Here is a 19,172-nt window from a genome sequence, read left to right on the forward strand (position 1 = left end):
GGAGGCATCCATCCTATGATCGTCACTCGTTCCAACAAGGGCCGGTAGTGCACAGGGTAGCGCACGGAGCGAACTGGGCAGGCTGCTCAAATGCGACTTGTAGGATTTCAGAACGCCGCGATCCCGGTAATCGCGCGGCCCAGGATCAAGCCATGGACGTCTTGCGTCCCCTCATAGGTATTGACCGTCTCGAGGTTGATCGCGTGGCGCATGACGTGAAATTCGGCTGAAATGCCGTTACCACCATGCATGTCGCGCGCGACGCGGGCAATATCCAGCGCCTTGCCGCAATTGTTGCGCTTGATGATGCTGATCGTCTCCGGCGCCAGGCTGCCCTCGTCGAACATGCGTCCCGCCCGCAACGCTGCCTGAAGGCCGAGCGCGATTTCGGTCTCCATGTTCGCCAATTTGAGCTGGACCAACTGCTTGGACGCCAGCGGCACACCGAACTGCTGCCGGTCGAGCGTATATTGGCGCGCCGCACTGAAACAGGCTTCGGCCGCGCCCATACTGCCCCAAGCGATGCCATAGCGCGCGCGGTTGAGGCAGCCGAATGGCCCTTTCAGGCCCTGTACCTCGGGAAGCAGCGCGTCTTCGCCGACTTCCACGCTATCCATCACGATCTCACCGGTGACCGACGCGCGCAGCGACAGCTTGCCCTCGATCTTGGGGGTCGACAGCCCCTTCATGCCGCGCTCGAGCACAAACCCCTTGATCCCGCCGCCATGCGCATCGCTCTTGGCCCAAACCACCATGACATCGGCGATGGGCGAGTTGGTAATCCACATCTTGCTGCCGGTCAGGCGATAGCCGCTATCGATCTTTTCGGCGCGCGTCCGCATGCCGCCGGGGTCACTGCCGGCATCAGGCTCCGTCAGGCCAAAACACCCGACCCATTCCCCGCTGGCAAGCTTTGGGAGATACTTTCGCTTCTGCTCCTCGGTGCCATAGGCATGGATCGGATACATCACCAGGCTCGACTGCACGCTCATTGCCGAGCGATAGCCCGAGTGGACTCGCTCGACCTCGCGCGCAACCAGGCCGTAAGCGACATAGCCGAGGCCAGCGCCGCCATATTCCTCGGGGACCGTCGCGCCGAGCAGGCCAAGCTGACCCATCTCCGACATGATTTCGCGGTCGAAATCCTCGTCGAGAAACGCACGGGTGACGCGCGGGATCAGGCGTTCCTGCGCATAGTCGCGCGCGGTGTCGCGCACCATTCGCTCCACATCAGTCAGCTGCGCATCGAGCGCGAACGGGTCCTGCCAGTCGAACACGGAAACTTATTTCCTCCCCTTCAGCTGCCGCGCTTCAGCGTTTCGCGCGCGATGATAAGCTGCTGAATTTGGCTGGTGCCCTCATAGATGCGGAAAAGGCGGACGTCGCGGTACAGCCGTTCGATGCCATAGTCCGCGATGTAGCCGGCGCCGCCGAAAATCTGCACCGCTCGGTCGGCGACACGGCCGACCATTTCAGTCGCGAACAGCTTGGCGGCGGCGGATTCGAGCACGACGTCCTTGCCGGCGTCCTTTGCCGCAGCGGTTTCGAGCACCAGCGCGCGCGCGGCGAGCGCCTCGGTCTTGCTGTCGGCAAGCATTGCCTGAATCAATTGATGCTCGGCGATGGCCTTCCCGAACTGCTTGCGTTCGTTGGCATAGGCGACGCAGTCGGCGATCAACCGTTCCGCCACACCCACGCTGACGGCGCCGATATGCAGCCGGCCGCGATCGAGCACGCGCATCGCGATTTTGAAGCCCTCACCTTCCGCGCCGAGCCGGTTGGCGGCGGGGACCGGAACATCGTCGAAGATCACGTCAGCGACCTTCGCGCCTCGCTGCCCCATCTTCTTCTCCGGCTCGCCGACCGATACGCCCGGCAGGTCGCGGGGGACGAGGAAGGCCGAGACCCCGCGCGCGCCGGGCTCGTCCGACGTCCTTGCCATCACAGTGAATAGCGACGCTTTGTCGGCGTTGGTGATATATCGCTTGGTGCCGGATAGGTGGTAGACGTCGCCGTTGCGAACGGCGCGCGCCTTCACCGCGCCGCTGTCGCTGCCGACGTCGGGCTCTGTGAGCGCGAAGCTGGTAATGACCTCTCCGCTGGCGATGCGAGGCAGCCACTGCGCCTTCTGCTCAGGGCTGCCTGCCATGACTAGGCCCTGGCTGCCGATGCCGACATTGGTGCCGAAGCTCGAGCGGAAGGCGGGGGTGGTGCGGCCCATCTCGATCGCGACCCTTGCCTCCTCCAGCATCGTCAGTCCCAGCCCACCGTATTCCTCGGCGATCGACAGGCCGAACAGGCCGAGAGCCTTCATCTCCTCGAGCAGGGCGTCGGGAATGGTGTCGGCTGCTTCGACGTCGGCCTCGAGCGGGCGGAGCCGGTCGCTGACGAAGCGCCGGATCGTCTCGATCAGGGCGGCGAAGGTCTCGGCGTCGATGCTCATTGGACTATTTCGAACAGTCCGGCCGCGCCCATGCCGCCCGCTGTACACATCGACACGACCGTGTAGCGCGCACCGCGTTTGCGGCCCTCGATCAGTGCGTGGCCGATCAGTCGCGCGCCGGTCATGCCGAAGGGGTGGCCTACCGCGATCGCGCCCCCATTAACGTTGTAGCGCTCCGGATCAATTCCCAGCTTGTCGCGGCAGTAGAGACACTGGCTCGCGAACGCCTCGTTAAGCTCCCACAGGCCGATGTCCTCGATTTTCAAGCCGGCCCGCTCGAGCAGCTTGGGAATGGCGAAGACAGGGCCGATCCCCATTTCCTCCGGCCCGCAACCCGCCGCCTGAAAGCCACGGTAGATGCCGAGGACGTCGCGGCCCTCTGATTCCGCGGTTGCCCGGTCCATCACGATCTGCGCGGCGGCGCCATCGGATAGCTGGCTGGCGTTGCCGGCCGTGATGAAACGTCCCGTTTCAACCACTTGCCCGCCCTTCCAGACCGTTTTCAGGCCGGAAAGCGCTTCTGTGGTGGTGCCGAGTCGGATGCCCTCGTCTTGCTTGACGACGACGGTTTCGCTGCCGGTGCGGTTTCCTTCCTTGTCGAAGATTGCCTTCTCGACGGTTATCGGCACGATCTCCTCGAAAAACGCACCGTTTGCCAAACCCGCCTCAGCGCGCTGCTGGCTTTGCGCAGCGTATTCGTCCTGCGCCTCGCGAGTGATTCCGTAACGCTCCGCTACAATCTCGGCGGTCTCGATCATCGCCATGTTGGCGTTGGGTTCATTGACCAACACCGACTCATTCCGGAAGCGTGGAGCATCCTTATTCACGGTCAGGCTGATCGACTCCATGCCTCCGGAGAGGGCCACGTCGATGTCGCCGGCCATGATCGACCGCGCCGCCAGGGCCATTGCCGTCAGACCCGAGCCGCACTTGCGGTCGAGCGTGAACGCTGGGACGGACTGGGGCAGTCCGGCCGCGAACACAGCCATGCGCCCGGCATTGCCGCCCTGCGTGCCCCACTGGTTGCCCACGCCCCAGAAGATGTCGTCGATCCGTGCTGGATCGATGCCCGCCCGTTCGACAGCGGCATTCATCGCATGTGCCGCGAGGACAGGCGCCTCGGTAACGTTGAAGGCACCGCGATAGGCCTTCCCGATGGCCGTTCGCGCAGTTGCGACGATCGCTGCCTCGCGCATTGATGCTCCAGTCGTGCTATGTATGTATGTGGAAGATGCTGGCGAGCCTGCTGCCTGCCGCCTACCGGCCGAGGCTAGACGATGCCCGCGCCAAGGCCGACCGACCGCCGCTCCTGCGCCTTGCGGAGGCGCCATTCCGATTGGCGGTAGGCGCCGATCGGATCATACGCGCCGCCGGCATTGACCCGGGCCATCGCGATGATTGGGCCCACGTCGACGCTATACGCCCGCCGCAGCACTTGGAACGCCATCATCGTGTCGTTTGTGCGCTGAGCCTCGTGGAGCGCTCCGCGATCGACGAGCAGCGCCTTCGTGTAGCATTGCGCGATCGCCTCGGCCGAGGAGAGGATGCTCTCGATGGGGTCTGTAACGTTGTGGGACTGGTCAATCATGTAGGCGGGGTCGAACCCGTTGCGAGGTTCAAGCTCCGCCTCGATCAGCTCGTTGAACACAAGGAACAACTGATGCGGGTTGATCGAACCGGAGTCGAGGTCGTCGTCACCGTACTTGCTGTCGTTGAAGTGGAAGCCGCCCAGCTTCCCGAAGCGGTGCAGGCGGGCAACGATCTGCTCGATGTTCACGTTAGGCGCATGATGGCCAAGATCGACTAAGCACTTGGCCTTCGGACCCAGCTCCTGCGCGGCAAGGATCGAGGAGCCCCAGTCGGAGATGACAGTCGAGTAGAAGGCTGGCTCGAACATTTTGTGCTCGAGCAGCATACGCCAGCCGTCGGGAAGCGCGGAGTAGATTTGGGCAGCGGAATCCAGATAGCGGTCGAGTTGCTTGCCGAGATCCTGCTGGCCGGGGAAGTTGGTGCCGTCGCCGACCCAGACAGTCAGATCCCGGCTGCCGATCTGCCGGCCAATCTCGATGCACTCGATGTTATGCTCGACTGCGAGCGCGCGGGCACCTGCGTCGGTGGAACTCAGCGACCCGTTGGCATAGGTGTGCGCCTGGCCTGGCTGATCCTGGAAGGTATTCGAATTCACCGCATCGAAGCCCAGTCCCAGGTCGTCCGCTTCCTCCCGCAGGGCCACGTAGTCGCTGACCTTATCCCATGGGAAGTGGGGGCTGACGCGGGGCGTGATGGCGCAAAGCTGCTGGATCACAGCGCAGTCTTGGAGCTTTTCGTGAATATTGGTCGGCTCGCCGGCAATCGGGAACTTGGCGAACCGCGTACCACCGCGTCCGGTGCCCCAGCTTGGAATGGCGACGGTGAAACCCGAGACCTTCTTAAGCACCGCGGCTGCATCGACGCCGCGGCGGTCGAGCTGTTCCGCTAGGTGGTCGTAATCGCTCTGAAGGTTCTTCAAGTGAGGGATGTTCCCCTCGCCGATTTGTTCTGCCGCGAGCGGCCGCTGACCCTTCATCTCCATCCCCTATGTTATTTGCTGGTTGACCGACCAAGTTTTTTTCAAGCACATTCCTCTCGCCTTGGCGAGAGGAACTGAAGCATGCCGTTTGCGCTAGCGGGTGAAGGCTTGCGCGTTTCCTGCATCGACGTTGATCATATTTCCAGTCGACTTGGCCGATGCGTCCGAGGCCAGGAAGTACACCGCCTCAGCTACGTCCTGCGGCAGAACGTCGCGCTTCAGCATGGAACGCAGGCGGTAGTGCTCCTCGAGCTCCGAACCCGCATCGATGCCGTGCGCGCCTGCGCGCTCCTGACGCCATTCGCCGTCCCAGATGCGCGACCCGCGGATTACCGCGTCAGGGTTCACGGTGTTGACGCGGATGCCGTCCGGCGCGCCTTCGAGCGCCAGACAGCGGGCGAGATGGAGCGAGGCTGCCTTGGCCGACGCGTAGGCCGACGCGTTGGTCGCGGCCGCAATGCCGTTCTTCGATCCAATGAATACGATCGAGCCGGCCTTCTGCTGCTTCATCAGCGGGAACGCCGCCTTGCTGGTGAGGAAGTATCCCTCGGCCAGCACGTCGTAGTTTTTGCGCCAAAGCTCGACCGTGGTCTCTTCCAGCGGAGCCGAGGAGGCGATGCCGGCGTTGGCGACCAGGATATCGAGACCGCCGAATTCCTTGGCGGCATAGGCGAAGGCCGCAGCGATTTGCGCCTCGTCCGTAACGTCGCACACGGCCGAGCGGACCACGTCCTTGCCGTAGCGCCGCACCAGTTCGCTGGTGCGCTGGTCGAGCACGTCCTGCGAGCGGTCGAGCAGCACGACGCATGCGCCGTCCGCCAGCATCCTCTCTGCCGTCGCCGCGCCGATGCCGCCGGCACCGCCCGTGACGATCGCGATCTTGCCGACCATCGGCTTGGGCTTGGGCATGCGCTGCAGCTTGGCCTCCTCAAGCGCCCAGTATTCGATGTCGAACGCCTCCTGCTCGGGCAGGCCGGCGTAGCCACCGATGACTTCGGCGCCACGCATCACGTTGATCGCGTTGCCGTAAAACTCGCCGGCGAGGCGCGCGGTGGTCTTGTCGGCGGCAAAGGTGATGCGACCGACGCCCGGCACAAGCACGACTACCGGATTTGCGTCGCGCATCTTGGGATCGCTCTCGCTGGCGCAACGGCCGTAATACGCGGCGTAGCCTTGGCGGTAGCTCTCCAACGCCTCGGCGAGATAGGCATCGTCCTGCAGCGTGGCGGGATCGAGCGTGAGCGGCGCGATCTTGGTGCGAAGGAAGTGGTCTGGGCAGGACGTGCCGATCGCGGCGAGGCGAGGAAAGTCATTACTGCCGACGAATTCCAGCGTCTCGGCGCTGTCGTCGAAGTGGCCGAGCTTGCCACGCTCGCCCTGCATAAGGCCGCGCAGGCGCGGCATCAGCCTAGCGGCGGCGGCGGCGCGCGCTTCCGCCTCGAGCGGCGCGACTTTCTGGCCGCCGAACGCCGGCTTGCCCGCCAGTTTGGCGTTCAGATAGCGCGCCGCGTCGGCGATCAGCTCCACTGTGTTCTCGTAGCACGCCTTGCTGTCCTCGGCCCAGCAAATGATGCCATGTCCCGCGAGCATCACGCCGCGCAGGCCGGGGTTTGCGGCAACGTAGTCGCGGATCCACACGCCGAGTTCGAAGCCCGGGCGCTTCCACGGCAGCCAGCCGACCTTGCCGCCCCAAATCTCGTTCGTCGCCTGTTCGCCACCGGCCGCTGCGGCCAGCGCGATCAGCGCGTCGGGATGGACGTGGTCGATATGCGCAAAGTGCAGCAGGCCATGCAGCGGCGTGTCGATCGACGCCGCGCGACTGTTGAGGTTGAAGGTGCAATGCGGAAGATAATTGACCATCTCGTCTTCGAACGCGATGCCGCGATAGAGCTTTTCGATCGCGAGGAACTTGTCGAGGTAGAGCGTGGCGAAGCCGTCGAGCTTCATCGAGCCGATATCACCGCCGGAGCCCTTCACCCACAGCACTTTAACGGTCTCGCCGGTCAGCGGGTCAACGCCGTCAATCTTGGCCGACGTGTTGCCGCCGCCGAAGTTAGTGACCGTCAGGTCCGAGCCGAGCAGGTTCGAACGATAGAGCAGCAGACTCTCAGGCGAAAGCCCTACCGTGGCGGCGTCGTCCCAGCGGCTGGTTGGGACGGCGAATTGCAGGGCGTCCGGGCCCGAGCGCGGCTTAGCGAGCAGATCTTCCATGGTATCCTATCCGACAAGATTTGCTCGATTCGTATCGAAAGTACTGGTAATAATCAATCAAATTCGATTATTAGCGATCAAAGCGGGGGGCGGTATGGCTGAAGCGTTGACGGTGGTCTTGGACGTCGGGAAGACGATGGCGAAGCTCACGCTTTGGTCGGCGTCCGGCGAACTGGTCGCTCGCGAGACGCGGCCCAACGAACGCGCCGAGGCGGCCGGACACGTCGCGCTCGACGCGGCGGGCGTCGAGGCGTGGATGGCGGACACTCTGCGTGGCTTTACCAAGCTCGGACCGATCAAGGCAATAATCCCGGTCGGTCATGGCGCCGCCGCCGCGATCGTGCGTGATGGAAAGCTGGCAGCCCCCCCTATCGACTACGAGGAGCCGATCGGCGACGCGGAACGCGCCACCTACGATGCGGAGCGCGATCCTTTCTCGGTCACAGGATCCCCCTCGCTTCCCGACGGGTTGAACCTCGGTGCACAGCTGCATGTGGCGAGCCTGCGGTTCCCGGACGTGCTCGCGCACGGCGCGCAGATCCTGCCCTGGCCGCAATACTGGGCTTGGCGCCTCAGCGGTGTGGCGGCATCCGAGGTCACCAGTCTGGGATGTCACACCGACCTGTGGAACCCGGTGAAGGCTGAGCCGTCGCGTCTGGCCAGCAAGCGCGGCTGGGCCGAGGCGCTCCCGCCCCTCATGCCCGCAGCTTCCGTCCTTGGTACCGTGACCCCAGAGTGGCAGGAGCGGTCGGGCCTTTCCGCGTCGACCCAGGTGCATTGCGGCCTGCACGATTCCAACGCGGCACTGCTGGCTGCGCGCGGCTTCGCCGAGATCGCTGACCGCGAATCTACGGTGCTGTCGACCGGCACCTGGTTCGTCGCGATGCGTACCCCCCAGAGCGGATCGATTGTGGATCCGGGGACGCTTTCCGAGGCGCGCGACTGCCTGGTCAACGTCGACGCCTACGGAAGGCCGGTGCCGTCGTCGCGGTTCATGGGCGGGCGGGAGATCGAACTCCTGACGGGGCTTGACACTCGCCGCATCGATATCAAGCCGGACCAGCCCGCTCTGATCGCGGGTGTCGCTGCGGTGCTGGCGAGCGGCGCGCGCGTCCTGCCGAGCTTCGCTCCGGGGTTTGGGCCGTTTCCCCAGCATCGCGGGCGCTGGATCGACATGCCTGTCGATGAGGCGGAACGGCGCGCGGCAGTCTCGATCTATGCCGCTCTCGTCGCAGATGTGTCGCTTGACCTGATCGGGGCGAAGAAGCGTATCCTGGTTGAAGGGCGCTTCGCCGAGGCCGAGGTCTTTATACGCTCGCTGGCGGCACTGCGCCCTGGTGACGTGATCTACCGCGCCAACGCGCATAACGATGTTTCCTTCGGCGCCCTGCGCCTGCTCGATCCCGACCTGAAGCCGGACGTTGCGTTGGAGCGGATCGAACCTCTGGAGGGCGACTTCGAGGCTTATCGGGCACAATGGCAGCGTGACGTCGCACGATTGGGACTCGCTGCGTGAAAGCCGCGTCCGTCCTAGACTATCGCTCGCTGGCCCGACGACGGCTGCCTAAGTTCCTGTTCGAATACATCGACGGCGGCAGCTACGCCGAGGTGACGTTGCGCCACAATGTGGCCGACCTCGAGCGCGTCGCTTTGCGTCAGCGGGTACTCAACGACGTGTCGCGGCTTGATCTGTCTATCGAGCTCTTCGGTCAAAAGCTGGCCATGCCGGTCATACTGGCGCCTATCGGTTTGGCGGGCATGAACGCCCGCCGAGGCGAGGTGCAGGCGGCGCGCGCTGCGCATTCGGCAGGCGTCCCGTTCTGCCTCTCCACCGTGTCCGCGTGCCCGCTCGACGAGGTGGCGGCGGCGGGAGTGGGGCCGTTCTGGTTTCAGCTCTACATGATCCGCGACCGCGGCTTTATGCGCGAACTGCTCGCCAAGGCTCGGGAAGTCGGCTGCTCAACGCTCGTGTTCACCGTGGACATGCCGGTGCCGGGATCGCGATACCGCGACTACCGGTCGGGGCTGGCTGGGGCATCGGGGGTGCGAGGTGCGATCCGCCGAGCGACTCAGGGTGTTCTCAGGCCGGGCTGGGCATGGGACGTAGGCATCCGCGGCCGTCCGCACCAGCTCGGCAACGTCGCCCCGGTTCTTGGAGATAACACAGGTCTCGAGGACTTCTTCGCCTGGATGCGCAACAACTTCGACCCCACCGTCGCGTGGCGGGATCTCGACTTCATCCGTGCGGAATGGAGCGGGCCGCTGATCATCAAGGGCATACTCGATGCGAAGGACGGACTTAAGGCGGCTGAGCTGGGCGCCGACGGGATTGTTGTGTCCAACCACGGCGGCCGTCAGCTCGATGGCGTGCCCTCGACCGCGCGTGCGCTGCCGCCGATTGCCGATGCGGTCGCCGGCCGGCTCACGATCCTCGCCGACGGCGGCGTTCGCTCCGGCCTGGACGTGGTGCGCATGCTTGCGCTCGGCGCACAGGGTGTCCTGCTTGGTCGCGCTTGGGCCTACGCCCTCGCAGGCGGAGGGCAGGCGGGCGTGAGCCACATGCTGCAGCTGATCGAGGCCGAAATGAAGGTGGCGATGGCGCTCACCGGCACGACCAGCATCGACAAGATCACATCGGACATCCTGTTCAGGGATGCCGAGCAGGAGAGCAGATAATGGGCAACCCGTTGTTGGGAGTGTTCTTCCACTGGCTTGGCGGGCTCGCGTCCGCGAGTTTCTACGTGCCCTACAAGCGGATCCGCGGCTGGTCCTGGGAGATCTTCTGGATCGTGGGGGGGGTATTCTCATGGGTCGTGGCACCATGGCTCTTCGCGTCCATTCAGACGAGCGATCTCGTCGGCGTTCTAGCGCGTACGCCGTCGGACACCCTGTTTTGGTGCTACTTCTGGGGCGCGATGTGGGGCTTGGGTGGACTCACCTTCGGGCTGACAATGCGCTATCTGGGTCTTTCCCTCGGAATGGCGATCGCGCTTGGTTTGACCACGGTCATCGGCACGCTCGGGCCGCCGATCTTCAATGGCACGCTCGCCGAACTCGCTCGGCAGACCAGCGGGCAGGTGACCTTGGCGGGTATCGCCATCACGCTCGTCGGGATAGTGCTGGTGGCGCTCGCCGGCCGCGCGAAGGAGCGCGAGGTTCTCGGGGGGGGCCGGGATGAGGCGGTGGCCGAGTTCGACCTGCGCAAGGGGGTAGTGATCGCCGTCTTCTCCGGTGTGATGTCAGGATGCTTCGCCTGGGGCCTGGCGGCGGGAGAGCCGATCCGTCAGCTGACACTGCAGGCTGGTACCAGTCCGCTCTGGCAGGGGCTGCCGGTACTTTGCGTCGTACTTGCAGGTGGTCTCACCACCAACCTGATCTGGTGCGGCTTTCTGATTCTAAGGAACCGCAGCGCGGGCGAACTGGTCGGGCGTCAGAGGCTGCACGCTGATGGCGCGTCACCAGCCGCGCCGGGTCGAACGCCGCTTGCGGTCAACTACGGGCTCGCGGCGCTGGGCGGCACGCTCTGGTACTTCCAGTTCTTCTTCTACACGATGGGCGAAAGCCAGATGGGTCGCTTCGGTTTTTCCAGTTGGACGCTTCACATGGCGTCGATCATCCTTTTCTCGACCCTGTGGGGGTTCGCGCTGAAGGAGTGGGCACCCGCATCGTCGCGCACACGCTCACAGGTGTGGACCGGCATCGCGGTGCTCGTCGGATCGACGGTAGTCATCGGTCTAGGCAACATGCTTGCAGGATGATTATCGCCGCGCAAGGGTTGATCGGCGCTCAATATCGATCAACAACGCGCCGCAAGGTGCAAGGATGAGCGCGACGAATATGCATGCGGAAGAACGAGAGCGTCTGATTTTGGGTGCCATGAGGGAGCGGGGCTTCGTCTCGTATCGGGCACTCGAATCCAGCATGTCCGCGTCCCCGGCCACCATCCGGCGCGACCTCGCCCGGCTTGAGGAAACGGGCCGCATCGAGCGCGTGCGCGGCGGTGCAAAGCTCATCGGGGAGGCGGAGGCTGCCGTCGCGGAGGCCCCCGGTCCATCGCTTGTCGGCACGCCGTTCGATGAGGCAATAGAACAGCGGCTGGGGCAGAAGGAAAAGATCGGCCGGGCGGCGGCGGCGCTTTGCCGTCCTGGGGAAGGCGTAATGATCGATGGCGGCACGACCACGCTTCAGATGTGCTCGCATCTCGACGGGCTTGGGCTGCAGGTTCTCACCAATTCGCTTCATATCGTGTCAGCGTTGCTGCCGCAGGCCACGACGCGGATCCTCGTTCCAGCTGGGTCGGTATTCCGCGAGCAGAACATTATTCTCGCACCTGCTGGAGAGGAGAGCATGCCGCGCTTCCATGCCCCAAAGCTCTTCATGGGCGCGGCGGCGATCGGATCCCAGGGTCTGATGCAGGCTGACGTCATCCTCGTTGCGGCCGAGCGCAGGCTCGTCGACCGTGCCGACGAGGTGATCATTCTCGTCGACAGCTCCAAGTTCGTAAGCTCATCGGGGAATGTCGTTTGCGAACTCGACGAAGTTGATGTGCTGATAACGGACGACGGCATCAGCGATCGGGATGCCAAGATGGTCGAAGGCGCCGGCATCCGGCTGATCGTTGCGCAATGAGCGGCGGGCCTAACCTCCGCTTATTCGGGCTCGCGGTGGCGGCATTGGCCATGCTGGGAAGTCCAGCGAATGACGGGCCGGCGAGGGCCTCGGGTCGGCCCGCCATGCCCGATCCAGAGATCGATACGTTCCGGCTCTGGCCTGGCCGCGCGCCGGGCGCGACCTCGGATGACGCCGACGAGACGCCGAAGATCACCGTCGTACATCCACCCTCGCGGTACAAGAACGGAGCGGCCGTGGTCATCGCCCCGGGCGGTGCCTACGTCGCGCTCGCACATTCTCTGGAGGGGACGGAGCCTGCGACATGGTTCGCCAGCCGCGGCGTCACGGCGTTCGTCCTGACGTACCGTGTGGGCGGCAGGGCTCGCTTGCCCCTGCCGCTGATCGACGGTGCTCGGGCGATGAGGTTGGTGCGCAGTCGCGCCGCCGAATTCGGTCTGGACGCCGACCGGATCGGCATGATGGGGTTCTCAGCCGGCGGGCACCTCGCGGCTACGATCGCGACGTCTGCGGAGGGCGGAAGGCCCGGGGCCACCGACCCGGTGGAGAGGGCGAGCAGCCGACCCGACTTCCTCATACTTGGCTATCCCTGGCTCGAAGGCATGCAGCTCAGTTCTGACGGCAACTCCCAGTATTGCGAGTTCGCCCGCCGCAAGGCCCCCGCAGCGTGCGATCCCCGACGCTACACACAATATCTCCCGACGCGTGATGTGAGCGCGAGGACGCCACCGGCGTTCCTCTACCATACCACGGCGGACCAGCTCGTACCGTCTGAGGGCAGCTTGCGCTTTTACCTTGCGCTCAAGCGGCAGGGCGTTCCCGCAGAGCTTCACCTCTTCGAGCGTGGCAGCCACGGGTCGGGGCTCGGCGGCGCCGACCCTGCGCTGTCGAAATGGCCCGAGCTGCTGCAGGAGTGGCTTAGGGGGCGCGGCCTGTTGGATCGCCAGTCCGCGCCCTGAACTCTTCCGGAGGCTACCTGGCCGGGGCGAGAACGGTTACCGGCCCCATCAGTCCCGATTCCCGCAACGGAGCGTCAGGACCGAACGTTGGCAGTGAAGTGAACCCGACCTTGTTGGCACCCGGTTGCGCGTCTCCGATCAGGCGGTTGAGCCAGAGGTTCGCCACATGGATCTCCACCTCGTTGCGGCCGGCGCGGACTGCGTCGCCGATTGCGAGGCGATAGGGAGCCTTCCACGCGATGCCCGCGGGCCGGCCGTTGATCCGGACCTCGGCCACCTCACCCACCTGGCCCATGTCCAGCCACAACGGGTCGCCGGCGCGATAGCTCGCCGGGAGGTCGAACGAGGAGGTGTAAGTCGCCACGCCGGAAAAGTAGCGGACGCCGGGATCCCGGCTCTGCGTGAGCGATGCCAGCCTGTGCATCCGCATGGAGGTAGGCGCGCCGCGGCCAGGCTCAAAATTCACTGTCCAAGGCGTCTGGAGCTGCCGCAGGACGCGCCCCGGAACCGCCGATTGCGAGCTTACCCTAGCCTGACCCTCGCCGCGGAACACCACGAAGAATGCGTCCTTCGGTGCCATATCGAGGTCCACGATGGTGGAATCGCCGTCGGAGCGATGCTTGAGTGGCTCGATCGCGCCGGTGTCCGCCCGCCAAAGCTCGGGCTGCTTGCCGGCGACGCGGAAGCGGGCCCTGCTGTTCAGGCGCGCGTCCTGGCGGTTGGTCAGGAAGTAGATCTCGGCGTCGTCGGTCCTGGACGTGCGGTGAAGGAACAGCACATTTGCCTGAGGGTTCAAGAACTCGACGTCCGGCCGCAGCCCGATCGCCTCGAGACCATTTTCGGCGTCGCTCGAGGCTATGACCCGGCCCCGATCGATGGTCCCAGCCCTTTCTCCCCAAAGTCGGTCGCGTGCCGATCGCCACGAGGAGGGATCGTCGGAAAGGCTTGGTGAAGAGACTGGCGGCATGCCGATCAGCGTCGCGCCTGCCGCGACCAATTCCTCAAGGCGAAGCAGGGTTGCCAATGTCAGCCGGTAGCTGGAGCCGCCAAGATAGATTGCGCGATACCGCGTTCCGCCCCTCGCGACCAGTTCTCCATCCTGGACATGCACCTGATCACGAAGCGCGGCGCCATTTATAAAGTCGTAAGGGTAGCGCTTTGGTGCGTCCTTTGGCTGCCGCTCCGCATACAAAGCGGTGAGCGGTGCCTCCTCGCCGAAGAAGTAGGCGAGATCGGCATGATACCTGCCGCGTTGAAGTAGAAAGCTCGACCGCGCCACATAGTCCATCCAGGGACGCGCCATCTCGGCCCATGTCTCGTGTCGATTGAAGAACTGGCCGAAGACGAGCAGCGACAGGCCGGGCTTGCGCTCAACAGGCTGATGCACCGACGTGTGGATGACCGGCCGGTTGACGCCATAGGCAAATTCCAGGTCGATCACTGGCTTAAGATCGCCCGGGGCGTGCGCCCAGTAGTTCATCCCCGAGGTCAGCGACTCCGCGCCGACCAGATTCTGGCCATAGATATGTGCAACCGATGCGGCACCCTTCATGTCGGCAAGGAACGTCGAGCGCGGGCCGCCGCCCTTGTATGTCCACATCGCTGCCATCGGCACGTCGGTATGGCTCCGCATCGCCATGTCGTCACCCAGCGACGGCCTCGCCACCTCGAGTGCCTCGCCATAGACGGTCAGGCCATTGCGGCGGGCGATCCGTGCGATCGTGCCATAATGCTGGCTCGTGAGCAGTTCGGCGATCGTCCGGCGATAGTCGTAGAGGAACAAGTCGGTTTCTGCTCTCGACCCGACGATCGTCCCGGTCAGTGCGGGAAGGAACGGGCCGAGGTCATATCCGCGCATCGCCTTGAACCTGGCCCGGAATTCCGGCGTCCAGTTGAATGCGCCCGCTTCTAGGCTGTCGGTAAGGATCGCGCGAAGGCCCTTGTCTCCGAATAAATCGGGACCGACGGTCTCCCGGAACATCGCCAGATAGGTGTCGAGATAGCGGGTGACCGCCGCGCCATCCAGCTTGTCTACCTCCAGACCCGTTGCCTCGGCGGTCGCAGGGTGGTTGAGCGTGCCGGTCAGCGACCATCCGAGCCGCGTGATGCGCCATCGGCCTGCCGGTGCCGTCCAGTCCAGCGAGCCGTCCGGCCTCATCCGATCGGTCAACTCGATAACGCGATCCCTAGGAACGCCAGGCTCTCTCCCCGGGGCTGCGCCTTCGAGTGCATAATAGTCCCGCGCCACTGAGAACCCGGCCTTCGCTTCGAAGCGGTCGACGCGCGGGGCGGTCGACAGGCTCGCTTCGGCGAGGTTGATGGTGCGGGACGGGGGGGCGGGCGGTCGATAAGTGGAGGTGATGGCACCGGGATAGGCGTTAAGACGCTCACTGGTCAGTTGCACCCTGACCGGCTGGAAGCGGATGCGGAACCGGCTGGCGGTCACCGGCGCGAAGCTGGCGGTGGTGGGTATGTCGGCCGTAAACGCCAGCTCGGCAACCTTCGTCCAGCTGCCTGCGGACGTCTGCGCCTCCAGCACGGGAAGCAGGTCGATCGGGGTGAACGCCGTCCGACCGGTGCCTTCGAGCGCTACGGTCGCGGAGCGGATGGTGGCCGGCGCGCCGTAGTCGAACTCGACCGTACCCTCGCCGCCAAGGCCGTCTCGCTGCACCGCTACCGAAGTGCCAAAGCGGCCATCGGACAGCGCTGCCGCGTCGAGCGGGCGGCCCAGGTTGCTTACCGTTGCGATCGCGCGAGCGGGATCGGGGGATAGCGGGTAGGCAAAGACCGCAACGTCGCGGTACAACTCGGGCCGTGGCGCATCGCCGCCGCTCGCCATCTTTGATGCCGCCCGAATATCCATGTAGGGACCGGTTGTGGTCGGCGGCGCTGGCAGCTTGACCCGGATCCGGCCGCCTTGGACGTCGGTTTGGCTCCAGACCAGCTTCTTGATGCCGTCTTCCGGGGGAACCCAGGGTCCCCCTGTCTCGCTCCAACCAGGAGAGGCGGCGATCGCCAGCTCGAGATCGAGCTTCTGTGCCAATTCCGCGGAATATTTGAACGCGGCCTTCCATTCCGGCGTCATGTAGCTGATCCGCTTGTCCACGACCTGCGGGGTGTTAAGCGCCGCGTCGAAGTTCTGCAGGCCGCCGATGCCGGCGCGCTTCATCCATTCGAGGTCCTTTCGGATACCCTCCTTGGTGATGTTGCCGTTCATCCAGTGCCACCATACCCGCGGTCGAGCAGCGTTGGGCGGGTCGCGGAAGCCGGTTTCGAGCGATGGCACTGATAATCGCTCAGACGATTGCTCTGGCGCATCTGGAGCAGCCGAGGTCTGCCCGGCTGCGGCAGCCGTGAGCAGCAGCAGCGGCACGCTGGAAAGCAGGACGCCGCGCGCGGAGATGTGGCTCATTTCGTCTCCTCGATGGACGTTCTGCCGGCGCTGCCGGTACTGGCGACGTACATGTCCCGCAATTCGCGCTTCAGGATCTTTCCGATTGCGCTGCGCGGAAGTTCCGGGACGATGCGCAAGTCGCTCAACCGCTGGGTCTTCCCGAGTTTTGCGTTAGCTGCGGCGCGGATGTCCTCGACCAGTGTGTCGTCTGCGTCCGCCCCCTCGCGCAGCGTTACGAAGCCAACGGGCGTTTCGCCCCAACTTGCGGACGGGATTCCGACCACGGCAGCCTCGGCTACCGTGGGATCGGCCAAGAGCACGGCCTCGAGGTCGCCCGGATATATGTTGAAGCCGCCGGAGATGATCATGTCCTTCTTTCGGCCGATAAGGACGAGAAAGCCTTCCGGATCGAACATCCCGAGATCACCGGTCCGGATGAAGCGCTTACCATCAGGGCTGTACCATTCCGCCTCCGACGTCTTGCCGGGGAGATTATGGTAACCTGTCATCATCGCGGCTGATCGTCCTACGACCTCGCCTGGAACGCCGGGCTTGGTGGTGCGGCCCTCCTCGTCGATGGTGCGGATGTCGTGGTCGGGCAGAGGCTGGCCCACGCTGTGCAGCTTGTCGGGGTGCGCATGCGCCAGAAGGACGCACGTGCCGCCACCCTCGGTCATCCCATAGAATTCGATGAGGCCGCCGGGCCAGCGGTCGATAACCTCACGCTTTAAAGCCGGATCGAACGGCGCGGACGTGGCGAACTTCAGGCGGTAGCTTGAAAGATCCCGCGTCGCGAAGCTCGGATGGTCGAGGATGCGGCGGTACTGCACAGGCACCAGCATCGCGTGCGTCGCGCGGTGACGCTCCGATAGCGAGAGGAATTCGGCGGCGTCAAACTTCTTCATCAGCACGACCGTGCCGCCGTTCGCGATCGTCGGGATGAGCGATACCAGCGTGGTATTCGAGTATAGCGGCGTCGAAATCAGGGTGACCGCGTCGGGCGGATAGATCGCGCGGCGCATGTGACCCCAGCGCATCGCATGAGGCTGCACGATGCCCTTCGGCGCTCCGGTGGTCCCGGAAGAGTAGATAAGATTAAAAGGATCCTCTGCCACTATGGCGGGCAGGTTTGCCGCGTCGGCATCGTTGAGCCACGTCTCGAATGGGATGCCTATGCTCGATCCATCAAGCGCCACGCGGGCTACCGCGGTTTCGAAGAGGGCGTCGCCAAGGTGCTCGGCGGTGTCCGCATCGAGGAAAAGCACGCGAGCAGAGCTGTCCTTGATCTGCGCCCGGAGCGAGTCGGGTGTGCCAGAGGGAGCGAGAGGCGCCACGACGACGCCTAGGCGCAGCGCACCGAAGAAAGCCTCGATATACTCGATGCTGTTACCGCTGGCGCAGATGGCAACGTGGTCGCCCTTTCGCAGGCCATCCCGCTGCAGGGAGCCGGCCACTCGCGACATGCGTCGGTCCAGGGCTTCGTAGCTGGTCTCGCGACGGGCGTCGATGAAGGCCAGCTTGTCCGGCTGTTCTGTTGCCCGGACATGCAGGAGATCGGGAAGGGTGATGAACTCACTTTCGGCCAGTTCAAGCCTAGATGTCGTATTCATGCGAACTCCGGATTGGTGCGCCGAGTGGGCAGGAAGGTGGAGGCCTTGATAAAGAGGCCGGCCGAGACGATCGTCGATGATGCTGCAACCGCGATTGCCCAACGCAGGCCGTCCGCGAGACCCATCGGCGTACCGCCCAGCACCCCGGTGTTGAAGCCGTCGCTCAGGGCGCCAATAACGGTCGGCCCGAGGCCGAAGCCAAGTGCGTTGACGACGAAGAGGTGGACCGCAGCCGCGGTCGCCCGAGTTGAAGGTGGCGCGACCCCCTGCACTGCCGAGAACACTGGGCCGTACCAGAAGGAAGTGAGCGCTGCTGAGACCCCCAAAAGGGCGATTGCGAGCGAGGTATGCTGCGCGAATACTGCGAGGAAAATGAGGATCCCACCCCCTAGCGACGCGATGCCTGGCAGGAGCATGTGGGCGCGCGGCGTGCGTCGGCCCAGCCGGTCACAGCTAAATCCCCCAAACCAGGAGCCGAACATGCCACCAGCGCCCATTGACAGGCCGAGCCACAGCCCCGCCTCCGCCACCGTCAGTTCGTGAACCCGGATCAGGAACGATCCGAGGAAGGCTGCACTTCCTAGGCTCACGAACGAGGTAAGGCTGCAGGCGACCGTCGCGTACCAGAATAGCGGCGCTCGCCGGAGAAGGCGCCAAGCATCCCCGCCGGAAGACTTCCCGTAGTCGGTCTTGCGGTCGCGGCCGAGCCGGGGGTCCTTGACCGTGAGCCAGGTCAGCAATGCCAGAGCAATCCCGGGGGCACCGACGACCAGCAACGCCGCCCGCCAGCCATAGTGTTGGGCGATCCATCCGCCGGCCGCCATGCCAAGCATCTTGCCGATGGGAATACCGAGCGAGTATATGCCAAGCGCTGTCGCACGGCGCTCGGCGGGAACGACGTCCGAAATCAGGGAGTGTGCAGCCGGCGAGCAGCCCGCCTCGCCGACGCCGACGCCGATTCTCGCCAGCATCATTTGCCAGAAGTTCTGCGTTGCCGCGCAGACCATGGTCATGCCGCTCCACGCCAGCAGCGACAGCGAGATCAGCGACACTCGATTGTTCCGGGGTCCGTCCGCCCATCTCGCTAGAGGGATGCCCAGCGAGGTGTAGAACAGCGCGAATGCCAAGCCGCTGATGAGCCCCAGCTCCCAGTCGGATAGCAACAGGTCGGCTTTGATGGGTTCGGCCAGGATGTTGATGATCTGCCGGTCAAGGTAGTTCAGGATGTAGATGAGCAGTAGGATGCCCAGAACGTATCGGTTCCGCTGCGCAGGCTCGCCTACTGCCGGAGCCTCTGCCACCGACGACTTGTTGGTCTCCGCCATTGCCATCCTCACCTGAACTTCTTTGATTGAAA

General features: G+C 64.6%; 13 protein-coding genes. 5 read left to right on the forward strand and 8 right to left on the reverse strand.

Going from position 1 to position 19,172, the window contains the following annotated elements:
- Positions 1-107: 107 nt before the first annotated feature.
- From M9978_RS17565 to M9978_RS17585, 5 genes are all read right to left on the reverse strand, one after another.
- Entirely contained in the window at positions 108-1,277 is a 1,170-nt protein-coding gene (locus tag M9978_RS17565; protein WP_367305124.1) for an acyl-CoA dehydrogenase, read from the reverse strand.
- A gap of 20 nt (positions 1,278-1,297) precedes the next feature.
- The gene (locus tag M9978_RS17570; protein WP_254295489.1) at positions 1,298-2,443 is read right to left on the reverse strand and encodes an acyl-CoA dehydrogenase family protein; all 1,146 of its coding nucleotides are present in this window, start codon (positions 2,441-2,443) and stop codon (positions 1,298-1,300) included.
- Entirely contained in the window at positions 2,440-3,639 is a 1,200-nt protein-coding gene (locus tag M9978_RS17575) for an acetyl-CoA C-acyltransferase (protein WP_254295490.1), read from the reverse strand. The genes M9978_RS17570 and M9978_RS17575 overlap by 4 nt, the downstream gene beginning before the upstream one ends.
- Positions 3,640-3,713: 74 nt before the next feature.
- Positions 3,714-5,009 carry a sugar isomerase gene (locus tag M9978_RS17580; RefSeq protein ID WP_254295491.1) on the reverse strand — a complete coding sequence of 432 codons (1,296 nt, stop codon included), beginning with the start codon at positions 5,007-5,009 and terminating at the stop codon, positions 3,714-3,716.
- A gap of 96 nt (positions 5,010-5,105) precedes the next feature.
- Complete coding sequence (locus M9978_RS17585; protein WP_254295492.1) at positions 5,106-7,223, reverse strand: bifunctional rhamnulose-1-phosphate aldolase/short-chain dehydrogenase; 2,118 nt, start codon at positions 7,221-7,223, stop codon at positions 5,106-5,108.
- Between M9978_RS17585 and M9978_RS17590 the strand changes: the two genes are divergently transcribed.
- From M9978_RS17590 to M9978_RS17610, 5 genes are all read left to right on the forward strand, one after another.
- Entirely contained in the window at positions 7,222-8,739 is a 1,518-nt protein-coding gene (locus M9978_RS17590; RefSeq protein ID WP_254295493.1) for an FGGY-family carbohydrate kinase, read from the forward strand. The genes M9978_RS17585 and M9978_RS17590 overlap by 2 nt on opposite strands.
- Positions 8,736-9,899, forward strand: a complete 1,164-nt coding sequence (gene lldD / locus M9978_RS17595; RefSeq protein ID WP_254295494.1) for an FMN-dependent L-lactate dehydrogenase LldD — start codon at positions 8,736-8,738, stop codon at positions 9,897-9,899. The genes M9978_RS17590 and lldD overlap by 4 nt, the downstream gene beginning before the upstream one ends.
- The gene (gene rhaT / locus M9978_RS17600) at positions 9,896-10,981 is read left to right on the forward strand and encodes an L-rhamnose/proton symporter RhaT (protein WP_254295594.1); all 1,086 of its coding nucleotides are present in this window, start codon (positions 9,896-9,898) and stop codon (positions 10,979-10,981) included. The genes lldD and rhaT overlap by 4 nt, the downstream gene beginning before the upstream one ends.
- Entirely contained in the window at positions 10,971-11,852 is an 882-nt protein-coding gene (locus tag M9978_RS17605; protein WP_367305125.1) for a DeoR/GlpR family DNA-binding transcription regulator, read from the forward strand. The genes rhaT and M9978_RS17605 overlap by 11 nt, the downstream gene beginning before the upstream one ends.
- Before the next feature lie 104 nt (positions 11,853-11,956).
- Positions 11,957-12,811 carry an alpha/beta hydrolase gene (locus M9978_RS17610; RefSeq protein WP_254295496.1) on the forward strand — a complete coding sequence of 285 codons (855 nt, stop codon included), beginning with the start codon at positions 11,957-11,959 and terminating at the stop codon, positions 12,809-12,811.
- A 13-nt stretch (positions 12,812-12,824) separates the two neighbouring features.
- Here M9978_RS17610 and M9978_RS17615 read toward each other — a convergent pair whose 3' ends face one another.
- The 3 genes from M9978_RS17615 to M9978_RS17625 are packed head-to-tail and all read right to left on the reverse strand — an operon-like array spanning position 12,825 to position 19,146.
- Complete coding sequence (locus tag M9978_RS17615; RefSeq protein ID WP_254295498.1) at positions 12,825-16,223, reverse strand: glycosyl hydrolase; 3,399 nt, start codon at positions 16,221-16,223, stop codon at positions 12,825-12,827.
- A complete protein-coding gene (locus M9978_RS17620; RefSeq protein ID WP_254295501.1) occupies positions 16,220-17,815 on the reverse strand; it encodes a class I adenylate-forming enzyme family protein in 1,596 nt (531 codons plus the stop codon). Before M9978_RS17620 ends, M9978_RS17615 begins: the two co-directional genes overlap by 4 nt.
- Entirely contained in the window at positions 17,812-19,146 is a 1,335-nt protein-coding gene (locus M9978_RS17625; protein ID WP_254295503.1) for a spinster family MFS transporter, read from the reverse strand. The genes M9978_RS17620 and M9978_RS17625 overlap by 4 nt, the downstream gene beginning before the upstream one ends.
- Between the last annotated feature and the right edge of the window lie 26 nt (positions 19,147-19,172).

It is taken from the genome of Sphingomonas tagetis, assembly GCF_024211275.1.
GTDB classification, from domain to species: Bacteria; Pseudomonadota; Alphaproteobacteria; order Sphingomonadales; family Sphingomonadaceae; genus Sphingomonas; species Sphingomonas tagetis.